The organism is Pseudomonas sp. GL-RE-29 (genome assembly GCF_019947275.1).
GTDB lineage: Bacteria > Pseudomonadota > Gammaproteobacteria > Pseudomonadales > Pseudomonadaceae > Aquipseudomonas > Aquipseudomonas fluorescens_A.
Window position 1 is genome coordinate 1 of sequence record NZ_JAGYGD010000009.1, and the last position, 16,880, is coordinate 16,880.

Here is a 16,880-nt window from a genome sequence, read left to right on the forward strand (position 1 = left end):
GGGGAACGGGCGATCATGAAACGGGTGGGGGAATGGGCGGCGGATACGCCGGAAGAACACTTGAATTTGCTGGAGCTGTCCCAGGTCGCCGGGGTGTCACTGCGCCAATTGCAACACGCCTTCAAAACCTACACCGGCATGGCGCCGACCCAATGGCTGCGTTTGCGTCGCCTCAACAGTGCCCGTCGTGAATTGCTCAGCAGCACACCGACGCAAACCACCGTCGCCGAGGTGGCGATGCATTGGTCGTTCTGGCATTTGGGGCGGTTTTCCAGCAGCTACCGCGCGCTGTTCAAGGAGTTGCCGAGCGACACCTTGAAACGCGTGAGCGCCGCGCAACCAAATGGCCGCGGGCGCCGTTAGAAGGTCGGCGGGGTAATCACCCAGATCACGACGGCATCGACATCGCCGGGGTTGCCGTAACGATGCGGCTCCTGGCTGGAAAAGCTGAAACTGTCGCCTTCGTTGAGCTGAAAGTAACGCTCGCCCACCCACAATTCGAAACTCCCTGAAAGCAGGTACCCGGCTTCTTCGCCTTCGTGGCTGTAGCTTTGCTGGCTGTAGGTGCCGGGCGGGAAACGCGAATGGAGCATTTCCAGCTGCTGGTTGGGTTGTGGGGTCAGCAACTGGTCGATGATGCCGTCTTCGTAATGCACGCTAAGACGACTGTTCTTGCGCACGACAATGCCGTCGTCTTCGGGAGCGGTGACCGCTTCGCTGGCGAAGAACCACTGGATGGTCACGCCGAGGCTGCGGGCGATGTTGAACAGCGCCGGAATCGACGGATAGGCGAGGTTGCGCTCCAGTTGGCTGATGTAGCCGGCGGTGAGTTCGCTCTGTTGCGCCAGTTCCGCCAGGGTCATGCCCCGGCGTTTGCGCAGGCCGCGTATCCGCGTGCCGAGAAAGTGCGGTTCGGCGGCGCCGGTTTTGGGCTGTGTCTTGCTGTTGTTGCTCATGGTCAGTTCCAAACCGGTGGCTGCGCTAAACCCCTGTAGGAGCTGCCGAAGGCTGCGATCTTTTGACCTGTTTTTAAAAAATCAAAATCAAAAGATCGCAGCCTGCGGCAGCTCCTACAGGGGGGATGTGAAGGCCCGGAGTATAAACAGGCTTAAAGCTCCCACGCGACTTTCAGTCCTTCATAAATCGCTTCTTCAGCGGTGCGCGGTGCCAGGCAATCGCCAATGCGCCGAAATTCCACCAGACCTTGCAACTCAGCGCCCAGGGTATCCACCGGCTGATGCCCCTGACACAACACCAGCGTATCGATATTTTCCAGCAGCATCGGCTCGCCGCTGGCAGTGTGTTGCAGGTAGACCGTGTTGTCGTCGCAACCGTACAACCGCGCGTAAGGCGTGATCGCAATGGCGAGTTTGTGCAGCTCGCCAGCCAGTTGATCGCGCACGTACAGCGGCAGGTTTTCCCCGCAATGGGTGCCGTTGACCGCCAGTTGCACCTGATGCCCGGCGCGAGTCAGGCGTTCGGCGATACCGGGGCCGATCCAGTCGCAGCGCCAGTCGACCACCACCACTGAACGGCCGATCTGTACTTCATCGCGCAGGACTTGCCAGGCATCCACCACCTGCAATTCGCCACCGCGTTCGAAGTGCGGCCAGTAAGGTTCGGCACCCGTTGCGACGATCACCATGTCCGGTTTCTCCCGTTCGACCAGGGCGCGGTCGACTCGGGTATTGCGCACCACGCGCACGCCGGCCAATTCCATTTCCCGTTGCAGGTTGGTACTGGCGCCGCCGAATTCGCTACGGCGCGGCAGCAGTTGCGCCAGCTGCACCTGGCCGCCGAGTTGTGAGCTGGCTTCGTACAGCGTCACGTCGTGGCCACGTTGCGCGGCGACGGCAGCGGCTTTCATTCCCGCTGGGCCACCGCCGGCAATCATGATGCGCTTGCGATGGGTCGTCGGTTGACGCTCGCCGAAAGTCAGCTCACGACCGGTTTCCGGGTGCTGGATGCAGGAAATCGGCAAGCCTTTGTGGAAGTGCCCGATGCACGCCTGATTGCAGGCAATGCAGGCGCGCACGTCTTCGACTCGGCCGGTATCGGTCTTGTTGGGCATTTGCGGATCGCAGATCAAGGCGCGGGTCATGCCACACACATCGGCCTGACCTCGGGCGAGCATCAGTTCGGCTTCTTGCGGTTGGTTGATGCGTCCGGTGACAAACAATGGAATGTTCAAGCCGGCCTTGAAGGTGCCAGCCTCCTTGGCCAGATACGCCGCTTCGATCGCCATCGGCGGCACGATGTGCACGGCACCGCCGAGCGAGGCCGAGGTGCCGGCGACGATGTGCACGTAATCCAGGTGTGGTTGCAGCGATTGCACGGCGGCCAGGGACTCGTCTTCGGTCAGGCCTTCGGGATCGCGTTCATCGGCGGAAATGCGCAGGCCGATGATGAATTGCTCATCGGTCGCGTCCCGGATGGCGGCGATGATTTCACGCAGGAAACGCAAGCGCTGTTCCAGTTCGCCGTTGTAGCCATCGGTGCGGCGGTTGACCCTCGGATTGATGAATTGCGCCGGCAAGTAGCCGTGGCTGGCGACCACTTCGACGCCATCGATGCCGGCCTGATGCAAGCGTCGGGCGGCAGCGGCATAACCGCCAACGATCTCGTCGATCATCGCCTGATCCAGCGCGCGCGGCATCACCCGGAATCGCTCGTTGGGCACCGCCGACGCAGAGTAGGCCACCGCCAGCAGGCCATCGCTGGACTCCATGATTTCCCGCCCTGGATGGAACACTTGAGACAGCACGACGGTGCCGTGGGCATGACAGGTTTGCGCGATTTTACGGTAACCCTCGATGCAGGCGTCGTCGGTGGCCATCAGCACGTGGGAGGTATAACGCGCACTGTCATGCACGCCGGCCACTTGCAACACGATCAGCCCGACACCGCCTACGGCACGCGCCTGGTGATAGGCGATCAGTTGCTCGTTGACCAGGTTGTCGGTGGGCATCGAAGTGTCGTGACCGCTGGACATGATGCGGTTTTTCAGGCGCTTGCCACGGATCTGCAACGGTTCGAACAGGTGGGCAAAGGCTGGGGTCGGGCTCGGCATGGGACGGGTACTCCGGGCGGGCTGAAGCCGAAAGACCGGGTTTCGGCGTTGTTATTATTGTTCTATAGAAATTTACCTTCAGTAAAAAATCAACTTGTTTCTTTACTTCCGCTTGCGCTAGCGTGATTCGCTGGCTGGACGATTTGACGTGTCAGCCTTACTGTCTGCGCAGCCGATCAGCCTGGAGAATCACAACAATGAACGAGATCGCCACCCACCTGACTGCACGCAGCGCGGCAGAACAGCGTCTGCGTGAAGAACTGGCGGCCTGTTATCGCTTGATTGCGCATTTCCGTATGACCGATTTGATTTTTACCCACATCTCGGTGCGTATTCCGGGGCCGGAGCATCATTTCCTGATCAACCCTTACGGGCTGATGTTTGATGAAATAACCGCGTCCAATCTGGTCAAGATCGACCTCAATGGCCACGCCGTGGAGGCTTCACCATATCCGGTCAACCCGGCCGGTTTCGTGATTCACAGTGCTATTCACGGCGCCCGTGAAGACGCCCAATGCGTGTTGCACACCCACACCAAATCCGGTTGCGCGGTGGCGGCATTGAAGTGCGGGTTGTTGCCGGTGAATCAGATTTCCATGGAGTTCTACGGTCGGGTCGCTTACCACGACTATGAAGGCGTGGCGCTGGACATGAGCGAGCAACAGCGACTGGTCCGGGATTTGGGCGACAAACCGGTGCTGATGCTGCGCAATCATGGTTTGCTGACGGTTGGCGAAACCGTGAGCCAGGCGTTTTTGCGCATGTATTACCTGGAGAAGGCGTGTGAAATTCAACTGGCCGCGCAAGCTGCCGGGGAACTGGTGCTGCCATCGCATGAGGTGTGTGCGCATACCGAGCGCCAGTTCAACGATCCGGGGCGGCCGCTGGATGAGGGTGAGTTGAGCGACCCGGATGCCATGCAGTTGGCGTGGGCTGCGATGTTGCGATTGCTGGAGAGGGTGGCGCCGGGGTATCGGGACTGACTGTAGCCTTGCATTGAAGGGGCCGGCCCCATCGCTGGCAAGCCAGCTCCCACAAGGGGTGATGGGTGTACACAGACTCGGAGGACGACCGAAAATACTGTAGGAGCAAGCTTGCTCGCGATGGCGGTGTATCAGGCGCCAGGGATTTTGGATGTGACGACGCCATCGCTGGCAAGCCAGCTCCTACAGGGTTAGGTGGGTGTATGCGAGGTCTGCGAACGACCGAAAATACTGTAGGAGCAAGCTTGCTCGCGATGGCAGTGTGTCAGGCGACAGGGATGTTGGATGTGACGACGCCATCGCTGGCAAGCCAGCTCCTACAGGGTTAGGTGGGTGTATGCGAGGTCTGCGAACGACCGAAATACTGTAGGAGCTGGCTTGCTAGCGATAGCGGTGTATCAGGCGACAGGGATGTTGGATGTGACGACGCCATCGCTGGCAAGCCAGCTCCTACGGGGTTAGCGGATGTACGCGAATCCTGTGGGAGCGAGCCTGCTCGCGATGCAGGCGCCGCGGTTCTCAGGCTTACGCCTCGCCACGTTCTTGCTGTACAGTCGTTCAGCTCGCCGGCACAACGCGAGCCCCATGATCGAATCCAGGAGCGAGTCGCCGATGAATCAGGAAGCCCGTTTTTCCCGCATGGAACCGGAGTTGCGCAAGGCCAATCTGATCGAAGCGACGTTGGTGTGCCTCAAACGCCACGGTTTCCAGGGGGCGTCGATCCGCAAGATATCCGCCGAAGCCGGCGTTTCGGTGGGGCTGATCAGCCATCACTATTCCGGCAAGGACGAACTGGTCGCCGAGGCTTACATGGCAATCACCGGGCGGGTCATGACGCTGCTGCGCGACGCCATGGAACAAGCCGCACCGAACGCCCGGGAACGTCTTTCTGCGTTTTTCCGCGGTTCGTTCTCCGCCGAATTGCTCGATCCGCAACTGATCGATGCCTGGCTGGCGTTCTGGGGCGCGGTGAAAACTGCCGAGGCGATCAACCAGGCGCACGATCATTCCTATGGCGAGTACCGCGGCATCTTGCGCAAAGTGCTGACGGAACTGGCACAGGAGGAGGGCTGGGAAAACTTCGACGCCGATCTCGCCGCCATTAGCCTCAGCGCCTTGCTTGATGGTTTGTGGCTGGAGTCCGGACTCAACCCCGGCACATTCACTCCGGAACAGGGCATGCAGATTTGCGAGGCCTGGGTCGACGGTTTGCAGGCCGGTGGGCGGCAGCGCTTTTGCGTGCAGACGAGCAGCTGTTGATCACCCGTTCAACAGTGGCTACTCTCTGGCGCTGACGCAGCAAAACACTCTAATAAGAAATGCGCCTTCGGGCATTTGCAGGACTCCAAGTAATGACGCCTCGGGTACTGATCGTCGATGACGATCCGCTGATTCGTGAACTGTTGCAGGCCTATTTGTCCCAGGAAGGCTACGAGGTGCATTGTGCCGCCACGGCGGAACTGGCCGAAAGCTTCCTGGCGAGCCAGATTGTGGATCTGGTCATGCTCGATATCCGCTTGCCGGGCAAGGACGGCCTGACCCTTACTCGCGAACTGCGCGTTCGTTCCGAAGTCGGAATCATCCTGATCACCGGACGCAACGATGAAATCGACCGCATCGTCGGCCTCGAATGCGGCGCCGATGACTACGTGATCAAACCCCTCAACCCACGCGAACTGGTGTCCCGGGCGAAAAACCTGATCCGCCGGGTTCGTCACGCGCAGACACCGCAACCGGTCGCAGCTGTCTCCAAACCGGTCAAACAGTTTGCCGGTTGGGCGCTGGACACTGACCGTCGCCGCCTGATTGATCCCGACGGTAGCGAGACCCTGCTGACCCACGGCGAATACCAGTTGCTCAGCGTGTTCCTGCGCAACAGCGGCCACACCCTCAGTCGCGACCAGTTGATGGACCAGATCCGCAACCGCGAATGGGTGCCTAACGACCGCTCCATCGACGTCCTGGTGGGCCGCTTGCGCCGCAAGTTACACGACGACCCGGCCGAGCCGCAGTTGATCATCACCATTCACGGCGCCGGTTACCTGTTCACCGCCAGCCTGGCGGCGTGACGATTGTGGGGCGATGGCTCTGGCTGATGTTGGTGCTGCTGGCGGGCAGCACCTCGGCGGCAGAAAAGGTCCGCTATTGCGACTATCCGGTGTACCCACCGATATCCTGGAGCGACGGCAAGCAGGTGCGTGGCCTGGCGCCCAGTGTGGTGCAAAAACTGTTCGGCGAACTGGGCTACGACGTCGAGATCGTGGTGCTGGGCAACTGGAAGCGTTGCCTGCTTGACGCGGCCGAAGGTCGGGTCGATGTGGTGTTGGCCTACAGCAGCGCGCAACGGGAACAGAGCATGTTGTTTTCCACGGTGCCGGTCTTGCGCGAAGAGGTTGCGCTGTTCATCAATCGCCAGCATCCGGTGCAGTTCGAACGTCTTGAAGACCTGGCCAAGTACCGTGGTGGACTGCTGTTTGGGGAAAGCTATGGCGTGGAGTTCGATCGCATGGTCGCGCAACACAACAACATCGAATGGGTTTCCGACAGCCGCCAGAACTTCGGCAAGCTGATTCGCGGGCGCATCGATTTCATCACCCAGGAACGTCGCACAGGGCAGTTGTACATTGAAAGCCTGGCAGGCGCGCAAGACATCGTGGCGCTGCCCAAGGCATTGAGCGTGGACTATCTACGGGTGGCGGTGTCGCGCCTTTCGCCACTGGCCACCCGAATGCCGGAAATCAATGCGCAATTGCAGCGCATGGTCGATGCCGGCGACATCGAGCGCCTGCTCAATGAAAGCGAAGTCACCTACCGCGACATGATCAACCTGCCGGCGAACGCGCCATGATCCGCGCTCGCCCCGGTGGACTGTTGCGGCGTCTGCTGCTGTTCATTCTGTTGTTCAGCCTGTGCTTCACCGTGCTCGCCAGCACCGTGCAGTTGTACATCGAGTATCGTCGGGAAATGCGCGAGATCGATTCGCGCATGGAGCTGATCCGCGCCGGGTATCTGGCGAGCCTGGAGCGCAGTCTATGGGATCTGAACCAGGAGCAATTGAATGTTCAGTTGCGTGGTCTGGTGGATTTTTCCGACGTGGCGCGGGTGCACTTGACCAGCCCTGATTTTGACCTGCTGCAGGGTAATCCGGACCCGGTCGGCCCTTTACGCATCGAGCGATTCGCCTTGGACTACCAACCGCCGTCCGGTCCGTTGCGGCATCTGGGCGAGCTGGAAGTCAGCACCGATCTGGGCGCGGTGTATCAGCGCCTGTACACCACGGGGTTGACCAGCCTGCTGTGGATGAGCGTTTTCCTCTGTGGCCTGGCAGTGGCGCTCTCCGGGTTGTTTTACCGTTTGGTCACCCGTCACCTGCAAGTCATGGCCGACTTTGCCCGACGCATCGCCGCCGGTGAATGGCACGAGCCGTTGCGCCTGGAGAAGCGTCGTGGCGTCTTTCAGGACGAAATCGACACCGTGGCCCACGCCCTCGACGACATGCGTCGGGCGATCCTCAGCGATATCGACCGCCGGGAAACCGATCGCCTGGCCTTGCAGGACAACCGCGATGAATTGGTGCGCATGGTCGAGCGCCGCACCGCCAGCCTGATGCGCGCCAAGGATGAAGCGGAAGCGGCGAACCAGGCCAAGTCGCGGTTCTTGGCAACCATGAGCCATGAATTGCGCACGCCGCTCAATGGCATCCTCGGCATGGCCGAGTTATTGCGCGGTGCGAGCCTGGACCGACAAGACAGTAAACGCCTGGACGCCCTGCACAAGGCCGGCGAAGGCTTGCTCTCGATCCTCAATGAAGTGTTGTATTTCGCCAAACTGGAGGAGGGCGTCAGTCAGCCGGAGCCGGTTGATTTTTCGCTGCGTCAGTTGCTCGATGAGGTTCTCACGCTGCTGGAACCCAAGGCACTGGACAACGACACGATCCTGCTTTGTCGGGTCGATCAGCGAGTGGCCGGGCATCACCATGGCGCCGAGCAATTCTTGCGGCAGGTGTTGAGCAACCTATTGGCCAACGCGATCAAGTTCACCGAGGGCGGGGAAGTCAGCGTCGAAGTGGCACTGCTCACGCAGGAGGAAGTTCAGGACAGCCAATGTTTACGGGTGAGTATCACGGACAATGGCATCGGCATCGCGCCGGCCATGCAGGCAAAGATCTTCGAACGTTTTACCCAGGCCAGTGAAGAAGTCGCACAGCGCTTTGGCGGCACGGGTTTGGGTTTGGCGATCTGCAAGCATCTGGTGCAGAAGATGGGCGGCAGCATCGGCGTCAGCAGTGAAGTGGGGCGCGGCAGTTGTTTCTGGTTCGAACTGACGTTGCAGCCGGCCAGCGGCGCCGTTGAGGTGGCGCCGGTGCGTATGGCGGGGCCGGCGCTGGACATTCTGGTGGTTGAAGACGTGGCGCTCAATCGCGAAGTGGCCGAGGGCCTGCTACAACGGGACGGGCATCAGGTGTGGATGGTTGAAGACGCTGAACAAGCGTTGGCGCAATGCGCTGTGCGGGCCTTCGATCTGATTCTGCTGGATGTGCATTTGCCGGGCATGAGTGGCGTCGAGTTGTGCAAACACATCCGCAACCATGACGGGCCGAACCAGCAAACGCGGATCTTTGCCCTGACCGCCAGCGTGCAACCGGCGCTCGTGCGCGGGTATCTGGACGCGGGTATGGATGGCATCCTGGCCAAACCGCTGAAGCTGGAAAATCTGCGCCAAGTGCTGGCGGGGCAGGCGACTGCCGCCGAGTTGGAGCCGGGCGACGAAGCGGTGGACTGGCCGCTGCTGCAAACCCATCGCACCTTGCTTGGCGAGCAAAAAGTGCAGGGGCTGCTGGCGGTGTTGCGCGACTCGATCCTGCAACACCGTGACGCACTGAGCGAAGCCATTGAAGCCGACGATTACACTGAAGTCGCACAACTGGCGCATCGCTTGGCCGGCAGCAGCGATTCGCTGGGGTTTCGTGCATTGGCGTCGGTGTTGCGATCGGTGGAAGCGGCGGCGTTACTCAACGATGAATCGGCTATCCGCTCGTTGCTGCCGTCCGTTCAAGCGCAAATAAATCGCTCGCTGCACACCCTCAAAGGCCTGTTGCAGAGCTGACGTACAGTTTTGTTACGACTTTCTACAATTTCGATCTTTACGTACAACGTGACCTTACATGGCTTTCCAATAATCGACGCAACCGCCGCAACGCGGTCTTCGAAGCTTATTGGAGATAATAATAATGAATTGCCGTAAAGCTGATCCTTCCCTGCGCCGTGACGACCTGTCATGCGCTGCTCACCTCACCGACTGCTGAGGTGCCGACATGAGCGAAAACATCGACCGTAAAGGCATCCAACTGACCCGGGCCCTGAAGAGCCGGCACATTTTCATGCTGTCGCTGGGTGGGGTGATTGGTACTGGCCTGTTCATGGGCTCCGGCGTCACCATTAATCAGGGCGGTCCGGTGGGGGCGATTCTGGCCTATCTGGTGGCCGGGTTCCTGATGTACCTGGTAATGGTTTGCCTCGGCGAACTGTCGGTGCAAATGCCGGTGTCCGGTTCGTTCCAGACCCACGCCACCAAATTCATCGGCCCGGCCACTGGCTTCATGATTGGTTGGGTTTACTGGATGAGCTGGGCCACCACCGTGGGCCTGGAATTCACCGCCGCGGGCATGCTGATGACGCGTTGGTTTCCGGCGGTGCCAATCTGGTATTGGTCGGCGCTGTTCGTGGTGGTGCTGTTCGGCATCAACGCGATGGCGACCCGTGCTTTCGGTGAGGCGGAATACTGGTTTTCCGGGATCAAGGTTGCGGCGATTCTCGGGTTTATCGTGGTCGGTGTGCTGGTGATCTTCGGCGCAATCCCGCTGACCAGCGGCGCACCGGCGCCGATGATGACCAACCTGATCGGCGACTCGTTGTTCCCCAACGGCCTGTCCGCCGTGTTCGCGGTGATGATGACCGTGGTCTACGCCTTCCAGGGCTGCGAGATCATGGGCGTGGCGGCCGGCGAGACCGATCAACCGGAAAAAAGCATCCCGCGTGCCGTGCGCAACGTGGTGTTCCGCGTGCTGATTTTCTATGTGCTCGCGATCATCGTGCTGTCGGCCATCGTGCCGTGGCAGCAAGCGGGCCTGATGGAAAGTCCGTTCGTGCAGGTGTTCGACATGGTCGGCATCCCGTTTGCCGCTGACCTGATGAACTTTGTGATCCTCACGGCGATTCTGTCGGTGGGCAATTCCGGCCTGTACGCCTCGACCCGCATCCTCTGGGCGATGTCGAAAACCGGCATGGCGCCGAAGAGCCTTTCGCCACTGAGCAAGCGCGGCGTGCCGTTGCGCGCCTTGAGCATCACCTTGTGCTTCGCCTTGGTGTCGCTGATGACCAGTTTCGTCGCTGCGGACACCTTGTTCATGGTGCTGATGGCGGTGAGCGGCATGTCCGGCACGGTGACTTGGATTGTCATCGCATTGGCGCAGTACAAATTCCGCAAGGCCTACTTGCGCGATGGCGGCAAACTCAGCGATCTGAAATATCGCGCGCCGTGGTTCCCGGTGTTGCCGCTGATGTGCATCACCCTGTGCTGCTCGTTGTTCGTGTTCCTGGCGCTGGATGAAACCCAACGGCCATCGCTGTACTGGGGCTTCGGGTTTATTGCGCTGTGCTATGGCGCGTACTTCCTGTTCCATCGCAAGCGTGAGGTCGAGTTGGCGCCGAGCTTGCCGACTGCTTAAACGCCAATGCAAAGAGAAAACGCGGCAGGTGACTGTCGCGTTTTTTTATGCCTGCGAAAAATCGACAAGATCAAAAGATCGCAGCCTCTGTAGGAGCCGGCTTGCTGGCGATGGCGCCCGCGAGATCACTATCGCCAGCAAGCCGGCTCCTACGATTCGAATGTTGGCGTTTGTTCGAAGTTGTAACAGCCAATCCGTCGCCAAACCTAAATCAGTCAAATAATTCAATAAAACCAACGTGTTATCGAATTATGTAGCTTGTTACAGCTCATTTATTCCCCAATTGCCGCCTTACTGAACACTCGTTTAGTATGGCCGCAAGTCGCATCACCTCAAGACAACCAAAATAATTCGAGGACCCGCATGACTACTCACGATTCTCTGCTCAGCCAGGTCGAAGCAGGCGTTGCCTGGATCACCCTTAATCGCACCGCTCAGCGCAATGCGCTGGACATCCCGACGCTGAAAAATCTTCACGCCTTGCTCGACGCGTTCAACGCCGATCCTGCGGTGCGCGTGGTGGCGTTGACTGGCAGCGGCCGCAGCTTCTGCGCCGGTGCCGACCTGGCTGAATGGGCCGAAGCCGAAGCCCGTGGCGCACTGGAAACCTACGGCTGGACCGAAACCGCCCACGCCCTGATGACGCGCCTGCACGGCCTGGACAAACCGACCATCGCCGCCATCAACGGTACCGCTGTCGGCGCCGGGATGGACCTGACCCTGTGCTGCGACCTGCGCATCGCCGCGCAATCGGCGCGGTTCAAGGCCGGTTACACCAGCATGGCCTATTCGCCGGACGCCGGCGCCAGTTGGCATCTGCCACGGCTGATCGGCAGCGAACAAGCCAAGCGTCTGTTGTTCCTCGACGAATTGTGGGGCGCCGACCGCGCATTGGACGCCGGCCTGGTTGGCGACGTTTGCGCCGACGATCAATTGTTGAGTGTCGCCGGCGAACTCGCCGCACGCCTGGCCGCCGGCCCGACCTTTGCCTTTGCCCAGACCAAAAAACTCATGCGCGAAGGCGCAGACCGCAGCTTGCCCGAGCAACTGCAAGCGGAACTGGCCGCCGGCCTGTTGTGCGGTCGCAGCGAAGACGGCATCGAAGCCTTGCGCGCCGCCATGGAAAAACGCCCGGCACGTTTTATCGGTCGCTAAGCCCCGGCAAAACCTCTATCCGCACACGAACACAGGTAACACCCATGAATTTCCAACTGACCCAAGAACAAGAAATGTTGGTGGACTCGGTACGCAGCTTCGTCGAGAAGGAACTGCTGCCCTATGAAACCGAGGTCGATCGCGCCGACGAAGTCTCCCCGGAACTGGCCGCGCAGATTCGCGGCAAGGCAATTGCCGCCGGTTTCTATGCCTTCAACATGCCGGAAGAGGTGGGCGGTGGTGGCCTGGACTACTTGTCCCAGGCGCTGATCGAGCGTGAGTTGTCGAAAGTGTCATGGGCACTGCACGTGTTTGTCGCGCGGCCTTCGAAAATCCTCATGGCCTGCACCGGCGACCAGATCAACGACTACCTGTTGCCATGCATCCAGGGTGAAAAGATCGACTGCTTCGCGCTGACCGAACCGGGCGCCGGTTCCGATGCCAATGCGATCAAGACCCGCGCCGTACGTGAGGGCGATGACTTTGTGCTCAACGGCAGCAAGCACTTCATCAGCCACGCCGGTCACGCCGATTTCGCCATTGTCTTCGCCGTGACCGACACCTACGAACACAACGGCCGCAAACGTAACGCCGTGACTTCGTTCCTGGTCGACCGCAACACGCCGGGCATGACCATTCGCCGTGGGCCGAAGTGCGTGAGTAACCGTGGCTACCACACCTTCGAAATGTTTTTCGACGACTGCCGCGTCCCGGCCTCCAAAGTGCTCGGCGAAGTAGGCAAGGGTTGGGAAGTGGCCAACGCCTGGCTGACTGCCGGCCGAGTGATGGTCGCCGCCAACTGTGTCGGTCAGGCGCAACGCGCACTCGATTGCTCGCTGCAATGGGCGGCGGACCGCAAACAGTTTGGTCAGGCCATCGGCAACTTTCAGGGTGTGTCGTTCAAGCTCGCCGACATGGCCACGCAAATCCGCGCGGCGGAGCTGCTGACGCTGCACACCGCTTGGAAAATGGATCAGGGCACCATGACCGATGGCGAGGCCGGCATGGCCAAGCTGTTCGCCAGTGAAGTGTTGGGTAGAGCGGCGGACGAGGCCGTGCAGATCTTCGGCGGCATGGGCCTGATGGATGAAAGTCCGGTGGAACGCATCTGGCGTAACGCGCGGATCGAGCGGGTCTGGGAAGGCACCTCGGAAATCCAGCGTCACATCATTTCCCGTGAATTGCTGCGGCCGCTGTTGCGCTGATTGCCCGGAGAACTCCTATGTCGCAGTCGATTCGTGACAACCTCAAACGCATGCTCGCGCCACGCCACGTCGCGTTTGTCGGTGGCCGCAGCATGGCCCGCGCGCTCAAGCGCTGTGCCGAGGGCGGTTACCTTGGACAAATGTGGCTGGTCAATCCGCAGCACGACAGCCTTGAAGGCGTGCCCTGCGTACGCAGCATTGCCGAACTGCCGTGCGGGCCGGACGCGGTGTTCATCGCGACCAACCGTGACCTGACCCTGACCTGTGTCGCCGAACTCGCTGCCATCGGCACCGGCGGCGCCATTTGCTACGCCTCGGGGTTCGCTGAAACCGGCGCCGAAGGCCAGGCCCTGCAACAGCAACTGCTTGAAGTGGCCGGCGACATGGCGCTGCTCGGCCCCAACTGTTATGGCCTGCTCGACTACCTGCACAGCTCCGCGCTGTGGCCGGTGGCCCACGGCGGCAAAGCGGTGGAGAAGGGCGTCGCGGTGCTGACCCAGAGCGGCAACTTCGCCTACAACCTGTCCATGAGCGACCGCTCGCTGCCGGTGGCCTACATGGCTTCGGTGGGCAATCAGGCGCAACTGGGCGTGGCCGAATTGATGGACGTGTTGCTCGACGAGCCACGGGTTACCGCCATCGGCCTGCACCTTGAAGGCCTGAAAAATGTCCCGGGTTTCGCCCGAGCCGCACACAAGGCGCTGGAGAAGGGCATTCCGATCATTGCCCTGAAAACCGGCGTGTCGCAGATCGGCGCTGAACTGGCGTTGAGTCACACCAGCTCGCTGTCCGGTTCCGATGCGTTGTACGACGCGTTGTTTGATCGGCTCGGTGTAATTCGCGTCAGTGGCCCGGTGAGCTTTGTCGAAACCTTGAAAGCCGCGGCGTGTGGAAATCTTCCAGCCGGCAACAGCTTGATCGCACTGGCCTGTTCCGGTGGTGATGCCGGGTTGATTGCCGACTACGCCGAACGCAATGACTTGAGCCTGCCAAAGCTCGACGATGGACAAGTCGGCGAACTGGCCCAGGTGCTGCCGAGCTACGCCAACCTGGTCAATCCGCTGGATTTCACCACCGCGATTTGGGGCGACGCTGAAGCCTTGGACCGCATGCTCGACAGCGCCCTGCGCACTGAAGCCGATGCGGCGATGCTGGTACTCGATTACCCGGCGGAATTCACCGGCGAGCGCAAGGAATGCGACCTGCTGCTGGACCTGTACTGCAAGGCGCTGGAGCGTCATGGCAAGACCGGCTTCGTCACGTCAGCGTTCCCGGAACTGTTGCCGGCCCACGCCCGTGAGCGTCTGCATGCTCAAGGCGTGGCGGCCTTGCAAGGCGTCGAAGACGGTTTGGCGGCCTGGGGCCGCATTGCCGATTATCAGCGCAACCGTCAGGCCTTGTTGGCGCTGGGCGAATCGGCCTTGGTGCCGCTGTGCCCGCAAGCGCTCGAAGGTGAAGGTCAGTTGCTCAACGAATGGGATTCCAAGCAGGCCTTGCGTGCGTTTGGCCTGCCAACCCCCAACGGCAAACTGAGTACGCCGGACAACGCGCTGCAGGATGCTCAAGCACTGGGTTATCCGCTGGTCCTCAAAGCCGTCAGCGCGCAACTGCCACACAAGACTGAAGCGGGCGCCGTGGCCCTGAACCTCAAGAACGGCGCGGCACTCAGTGCTGCCCTGGAAAAAATGCGCACGAGCATTGCCGCGTATGCGCCCGACGTGTCTTTCGATCAATTGCTGCTGGAACCGATGGCCAAGCCACCGCTGGCCGAACTGATTGTCGGCATCAAGCGCGAAAACGATTTCGGCCTGGCCCTGGTGATTGGTGCGGGCGGCATTCTGGTCGAGTTGCTCAAGGACAGTCGCAGCCTGCTGCTGCCGACCACCGACGGCGCCATTCGCAACGCGCTGCTGAGCCTGCGCAGCGCTCCGTTATTGCAAGGTTTTCGCGGTCGCGAGGCGGCGGATCTGGATGCGTTGGTAGCGGCAATCCGCGCCGTGGCCGACTACGCCTGCGAAAACGCCGCGCAGTTGCTCGAACTCGATGTGAACCCATTGTTGGTCGGTGCCAATGGCACGACGGCGGTCGATGCGTTGATTCGCCTCGGCCATGAATGAGGAACTGAACATGCAAAGTAAACCCTTGACCGGTGGCCAGGCGCTGGTGCGCCTGCTGGCCAATTACGGCGTCGATACCGTGTTCGGCATTCCCGGCGTGCACACCCTTGAGTTGTATCGCGGCTTGCCCGGCAGCGGTATCCGCCACGTGCTGACCCGTCATGAGCAGGGCGCCAGTTTCATGGCCGACGGTTATGCGCGGGTCAGCGGCAAACCCGGCGTGTGCTTCGTCATCACCGGCCCCGGCGTGACCAACGCCGCCACGGGTATTGGCCAGGCTTACGCTGACTCGATTCCGATGCTGGTGATTTCCAGCGTCAACCACACGGCCAGCCTCGGCAAGGGTTGGGGCATCCTCCACGAGTGCCAGGATCAGCGCGCCATGACCGCGCCGATCACCGCGTTCTCGGCCGTGGCCCTGACCGCTGAAGACCTGCCGGAACTGATCGCCCGTGCCTACGCGGTGTTCGACAGTGAGCGCCCGCGCCCGGTGCACATCTCGGTGCCGCTGGACGTGCTGTCGGCACCGATCGCCCGCGACTGGAGCAACGACGTGGTGCGCCGGCCCGGTCGCGGCACGCCTGCTGTCAGCGAGTTGGATCAGGCAGTCGCCAAGCTGCACGGCGCCAAACGGCCAATGATCATTGCTGGCGGCGGCGCACTTAATGCCGCTTCAGAGCTGCAAGAACTCAGTACTCGACTCGCAGCGCCCCTGTTCACCAGCGTCGCCGGCAAAGGCTTGCTACCACCGGACGCACCGCTGAACGCCGGTTCGTCGCTATGCGTGGAGCCGGGCTGGAACCTGATCGCCGAAGCCGACGTGGTACTGGCGGTCGGCACCGAAATGGCCGACACCGATTTCTGGCGCGAGCGTTTGCCGCTCAACGCCGAGCTGCTACGGGTGGACATCGATCCGCGCAAGTTCAACGACTTCTACCCGTGCGCCGTGGCGTTGCACGGTGACGCGCAGCAGACGCTGGCGGCCTTGCTGGATCGCCTGTCATCGGATGTGCGTGACGCCAGCGCCGCCATCGGCAAAGTGGCCGCATTGCATGACGCCATTCAGTCGGGCCATGGTCCGTTGCAGTCGATTCATCAAGCGATTCTGCAACGCATCGCCGCCGAACTGCCGGCCGACGCATTCATCAGCACCGACATGACCCAACTGGCCTACACCGGCAACTATGCCTTCGCCAGCCAGGCCACCCGCAGCTGGTTGCACCCGACCGGCTACGGCACTTTGGGCTACGGCTTGCCGGCCGGGATCGGCGCCAAGTTCGGCGCGCCGCAACGGCCGGGCCTGGTGTTGGTGGGCGATGGCGGTTTCCTCTACACCGCGCAGGAACTGGCGACGGCGGTCGAGGAACTGGACAGTCCGCTGGTGGTGTTGCTGTGGAACAACGACGCCTTGGGGCAGATTCGCGACGACATGATCGGCCTGGATATAGAGCCCATTGGCGTGCTGCCGCGCAATCCGGATTTCGCTGCACTGGGTCGCGCCTTCGGTTGCACCGTGACGCAGCCACAGAACCTCGCGGAACTGCAAACCGACCTGCGCCACGGGTTCAATCGCAACGGCGTCACCCTGATCGAACTCAAGCATGCCTGCGTTCGCTGACGTTC

13 protein-coding genes are annotated in these 16,880 nt (G+C 61.1%); 11 read left to right on the forward strand and 2 right to left on the reverse strand.

Features of this window, described 5'->3' with window-relative positions; all coding sequences use genetic code 11:
- On the forward strand, positions 1 to 363 hold a 363-nt coding region (locus KGB21_RS09735), incomplete at its 5' end, for a helix-turn-helix domain-containing protein (protein ID WP_223504956.1).
- Here the strand turns inward: KGB21_RS09735 and KGB21_RS09740 are convergent.
- Together KGB21_RS09740 and KGB21_RS09745 are read right to left on the reverse strand one after the other, a co-directional pair.
- Positions 360 to 956: a cupin domain-containing protein gene (locus tag KGB21_RS09740; protein ID WP_223504958.1), complete on the reverse strand. Its 597-nt coding sequence runs from the start codon at positions 954 to 956 to the stop codon at positions 360 to 362. The two genes, KGB21_RS09735 and KGB21_RS09740, sit on opposite strands and share 4 nt — an antisense overlap.
- Positions 957 to 1,108: 152 nt before the next feature.
- Positions 1,109 to 3,070: an FAD-dependent oxidoreductase gene (locus KGB21_RS09745; protein WP_223504960.1), complete on the reverse strand. Its 1,962-nt coding sequence runs from the start codon at positions 3,068 to 3,070 to the stop codon at positions 1,109 to 1,111.
- A 197-nt stretch (positions 3,071 to 3,267) separates the two neighbouring features.
- On the opposite strand from KGB21_RS09745, the gene KGB21_RS09750 reads away from it, so the two are divergent.
- From KGB21_RS09750 to KGB21_RS09795, 10 genes are all read left to right on the forward strand, one after another.
- The gene (locus tag KGB21_RS09750; RefSeq protein ID WP_034146415.1) at positions 3,268 to 4,053 is read left to right on the forward strand and encodes a class II aldolase/adducin family protein; all 786 of its coding nucleotides are present in this window, start codon (positions 3,268 to 3,270) and stop codon (positions 4,051 to 4,053) included.
- Positions 4,054 to 4,665: 612 nt separating this feature from the next.
- The gene (locus KGB21_RS09755; protein ID WP_034151160.1) at positions 4,666 to 5,313 is read left to right on the forward strand and encodes a TetR family transcriptional regulator C-terminal domain-containing protein; all 648 of its coding nucleotides are present in this window, start codon (positions 4,666 to 4,668) and stop codon (positions 5,311 to 5,313) included.
- A 92-nt stretch (positions 5,314 to 5,405) separates the two neighbouring features.
- The gene (locus tag KGB21_RS09760) at positions 5,406 to 6,122 is read left to right on the forward strand and encodes a response regulator (RefSeq protein ID WP_223504962.1); all 717 of its coding nucleotides are present in this window, start codon (positions 5,406 to 5,408) and stop codon (positions 6,120 to 6,122) included.
- 5 nt (positions 6,123 to 6,127) lie between these two features.
- Positions 6,128 to 6,901 (forward strand): substrate-binding periplasmic protein, encoded by a 774-nt coding sequence (locus KGB21_RS09765; protein WP_223504964.1) that lies wholly within the window; start codon positions 6,128 to 6,130, stop codon positions 6,899 to 6,901.
- Positions 6,898 to 9,159, forward strand: a complete 2,262-nt coding sequence (locus KGB21_RS09770) for an ATP-binding protein (RefSeq protein WP_223504965.1) — start codon at positions 6,898 to 6,900, stop codon at positions 9,157 to 9,159. Before KGB21_RS09765 ends, KGB21_RS09770 begins: the two co-directional genes overlap by 4 nt.
- A 208-nt stretch (positions 9,160 to 9,367) precedes the next feature.
- Positions 9,368 to 10,780, forward strand: coding sequence for an amino acid permease (locus tag KGB21_RS09775; protein ID WP_223504967.1), 1,413 nt, complete (start codon positions 9,368 to 9,370; stop codon positions 10,778 to 10,780).
- A gap of 363 nt (positions 10,781 to 11,143) precedes the next feature.
- On the forward strand, positions 11,144 to 11,935 hold the full coding sequence (locus KGB21_RS09780; protein WP_223504968.1) for an enoyl-CoA hydratase/isomerase family protein: 792 nt from the start codon (positions 11,144 to 11,146) through the stop codon (positions 11,933 to 11,935).
- Between the two features lie 44 nt (positions 11,936 to 11,979).
- Complete coding sequence (locus tag KGB21_RS09785) at positions 11,980 to 13,140, forward strand: acyl-CoA dehydrogenase family protein (RefSeq protein ID WP_223504970.1); 1,161 nt, start codon at positions 11,980 to 11,982, stop codon at positions 13,138 to 13,140.
- A 17-nt stretch (positions 13,141 to 13,157) separates the two neighbouring features.
- Positions 13,158 to 15,257, forward strand: a complete 2,100-nt coding sequence (locus tag KGB21_RS09790) for an acetate--CoA ligase family protein (RefSeq protein ID WP_223504972.1) — start codon at positions 13,158 to 13,160, stop codon at positions 15,255 to 15,257.
- 10 nt (positions 15,258 to 15,267) lie between these two features.
- Positions 15,268 to 16,875, forward strand: coding sequence for a 5-guanidino-2-oxopentanoate decarboxylase (locus tag KGB21_RS09795; RefSeq protein WP_223504974.1), 1,608 nt, complete (start codon positions 15,268 to 15,270; stop codon positions 16,873 to 16,875).
- Positions 16,876 to 16,880 lie beyond the last annotated feature (5 nt).

Excerpts from the sequence above, each read along its gene's own strand:
- KGB21_RS09775 (WP_223504967.1), top strand. The coding sequence starts at position 9,368 with ATGAGCGAAAACATCGACCGTAAAGGCATCCAACTGACCCGGGCCCTG.
- KGB21_RS09785 (WP_223504970.1), top strand. The coding sequence starts at position 11,980 with ATGAATTTCCAACTGACCCAAGAACAAGAAATGTTGGTGGACTCGGTA.
- KGB21_RS09780 (WP_223504968.1), top strand. The coding sequence starts at position 11,144 with ATGACTACTCACGATTCTCTGCTCAGCCAGGTCGAAGCAGGCGTTGCC.
- KGB21_RS09760 (WP_223504962.1), top strand. The coding sequence starts at position 5,406 with ATGACGCCTCGGGTACTGATCGTCGATGACGATCCGCTGATTCGTGAA.
- KGB21_RS09770 (WP_223504965.1), top strand. The coding sequence starts at position 6,898 with ATGATCCGCGCTCGCCCCGGTGGACTGTTGCGGCGTCTGCTGCTGTTC.
- KGB21_RS09790 (WP_223504972.1), top strand. The coding sequence starts at position 13,158 with ATGTCGCAGTCGATTCGTGACAACCTCAAACGCATGCTCGCGCCACGC.
- KGB21_RS09755 (WP_034151160.1), top strand. The coding sequence starts at position 4,666 with ATGAATCAGGAAGCCCGTTTTTCCCGCATGGAACCGGAGTTGCGCAAG.
- KGB21_RS09795 (WP_223504974.1), top strand. The coding sequence starts at position 15,268 with ATGCAAAGTAAACCCTTGACCGGTGGCCAGGCGCTGGTGCGCCTGCTG.
- KGB21_RS09740 (WP_223504958.1), bottom strand. The coding sequence starts at position 956 with ATGAGCAACAACAGCAAGACACAGCCCAAAACCGGCGCCGCCGAACCG.
- KGB21_RS09750 (WP_034146415.1), top strand. The coding sequence starts at position 3,268 with ATGAACGAGATCGCCACCCACCTGACTGCACGCAGCGCGGCAGAACAG.
- KGB21_RS09745 (WP_223504960.1), bottom strand. The coding sequence starts at position 3,070 with ATGCCGAGCCCGACCCCAGCCTTTGCCCACCTGTTCGAACCGTTGCAG.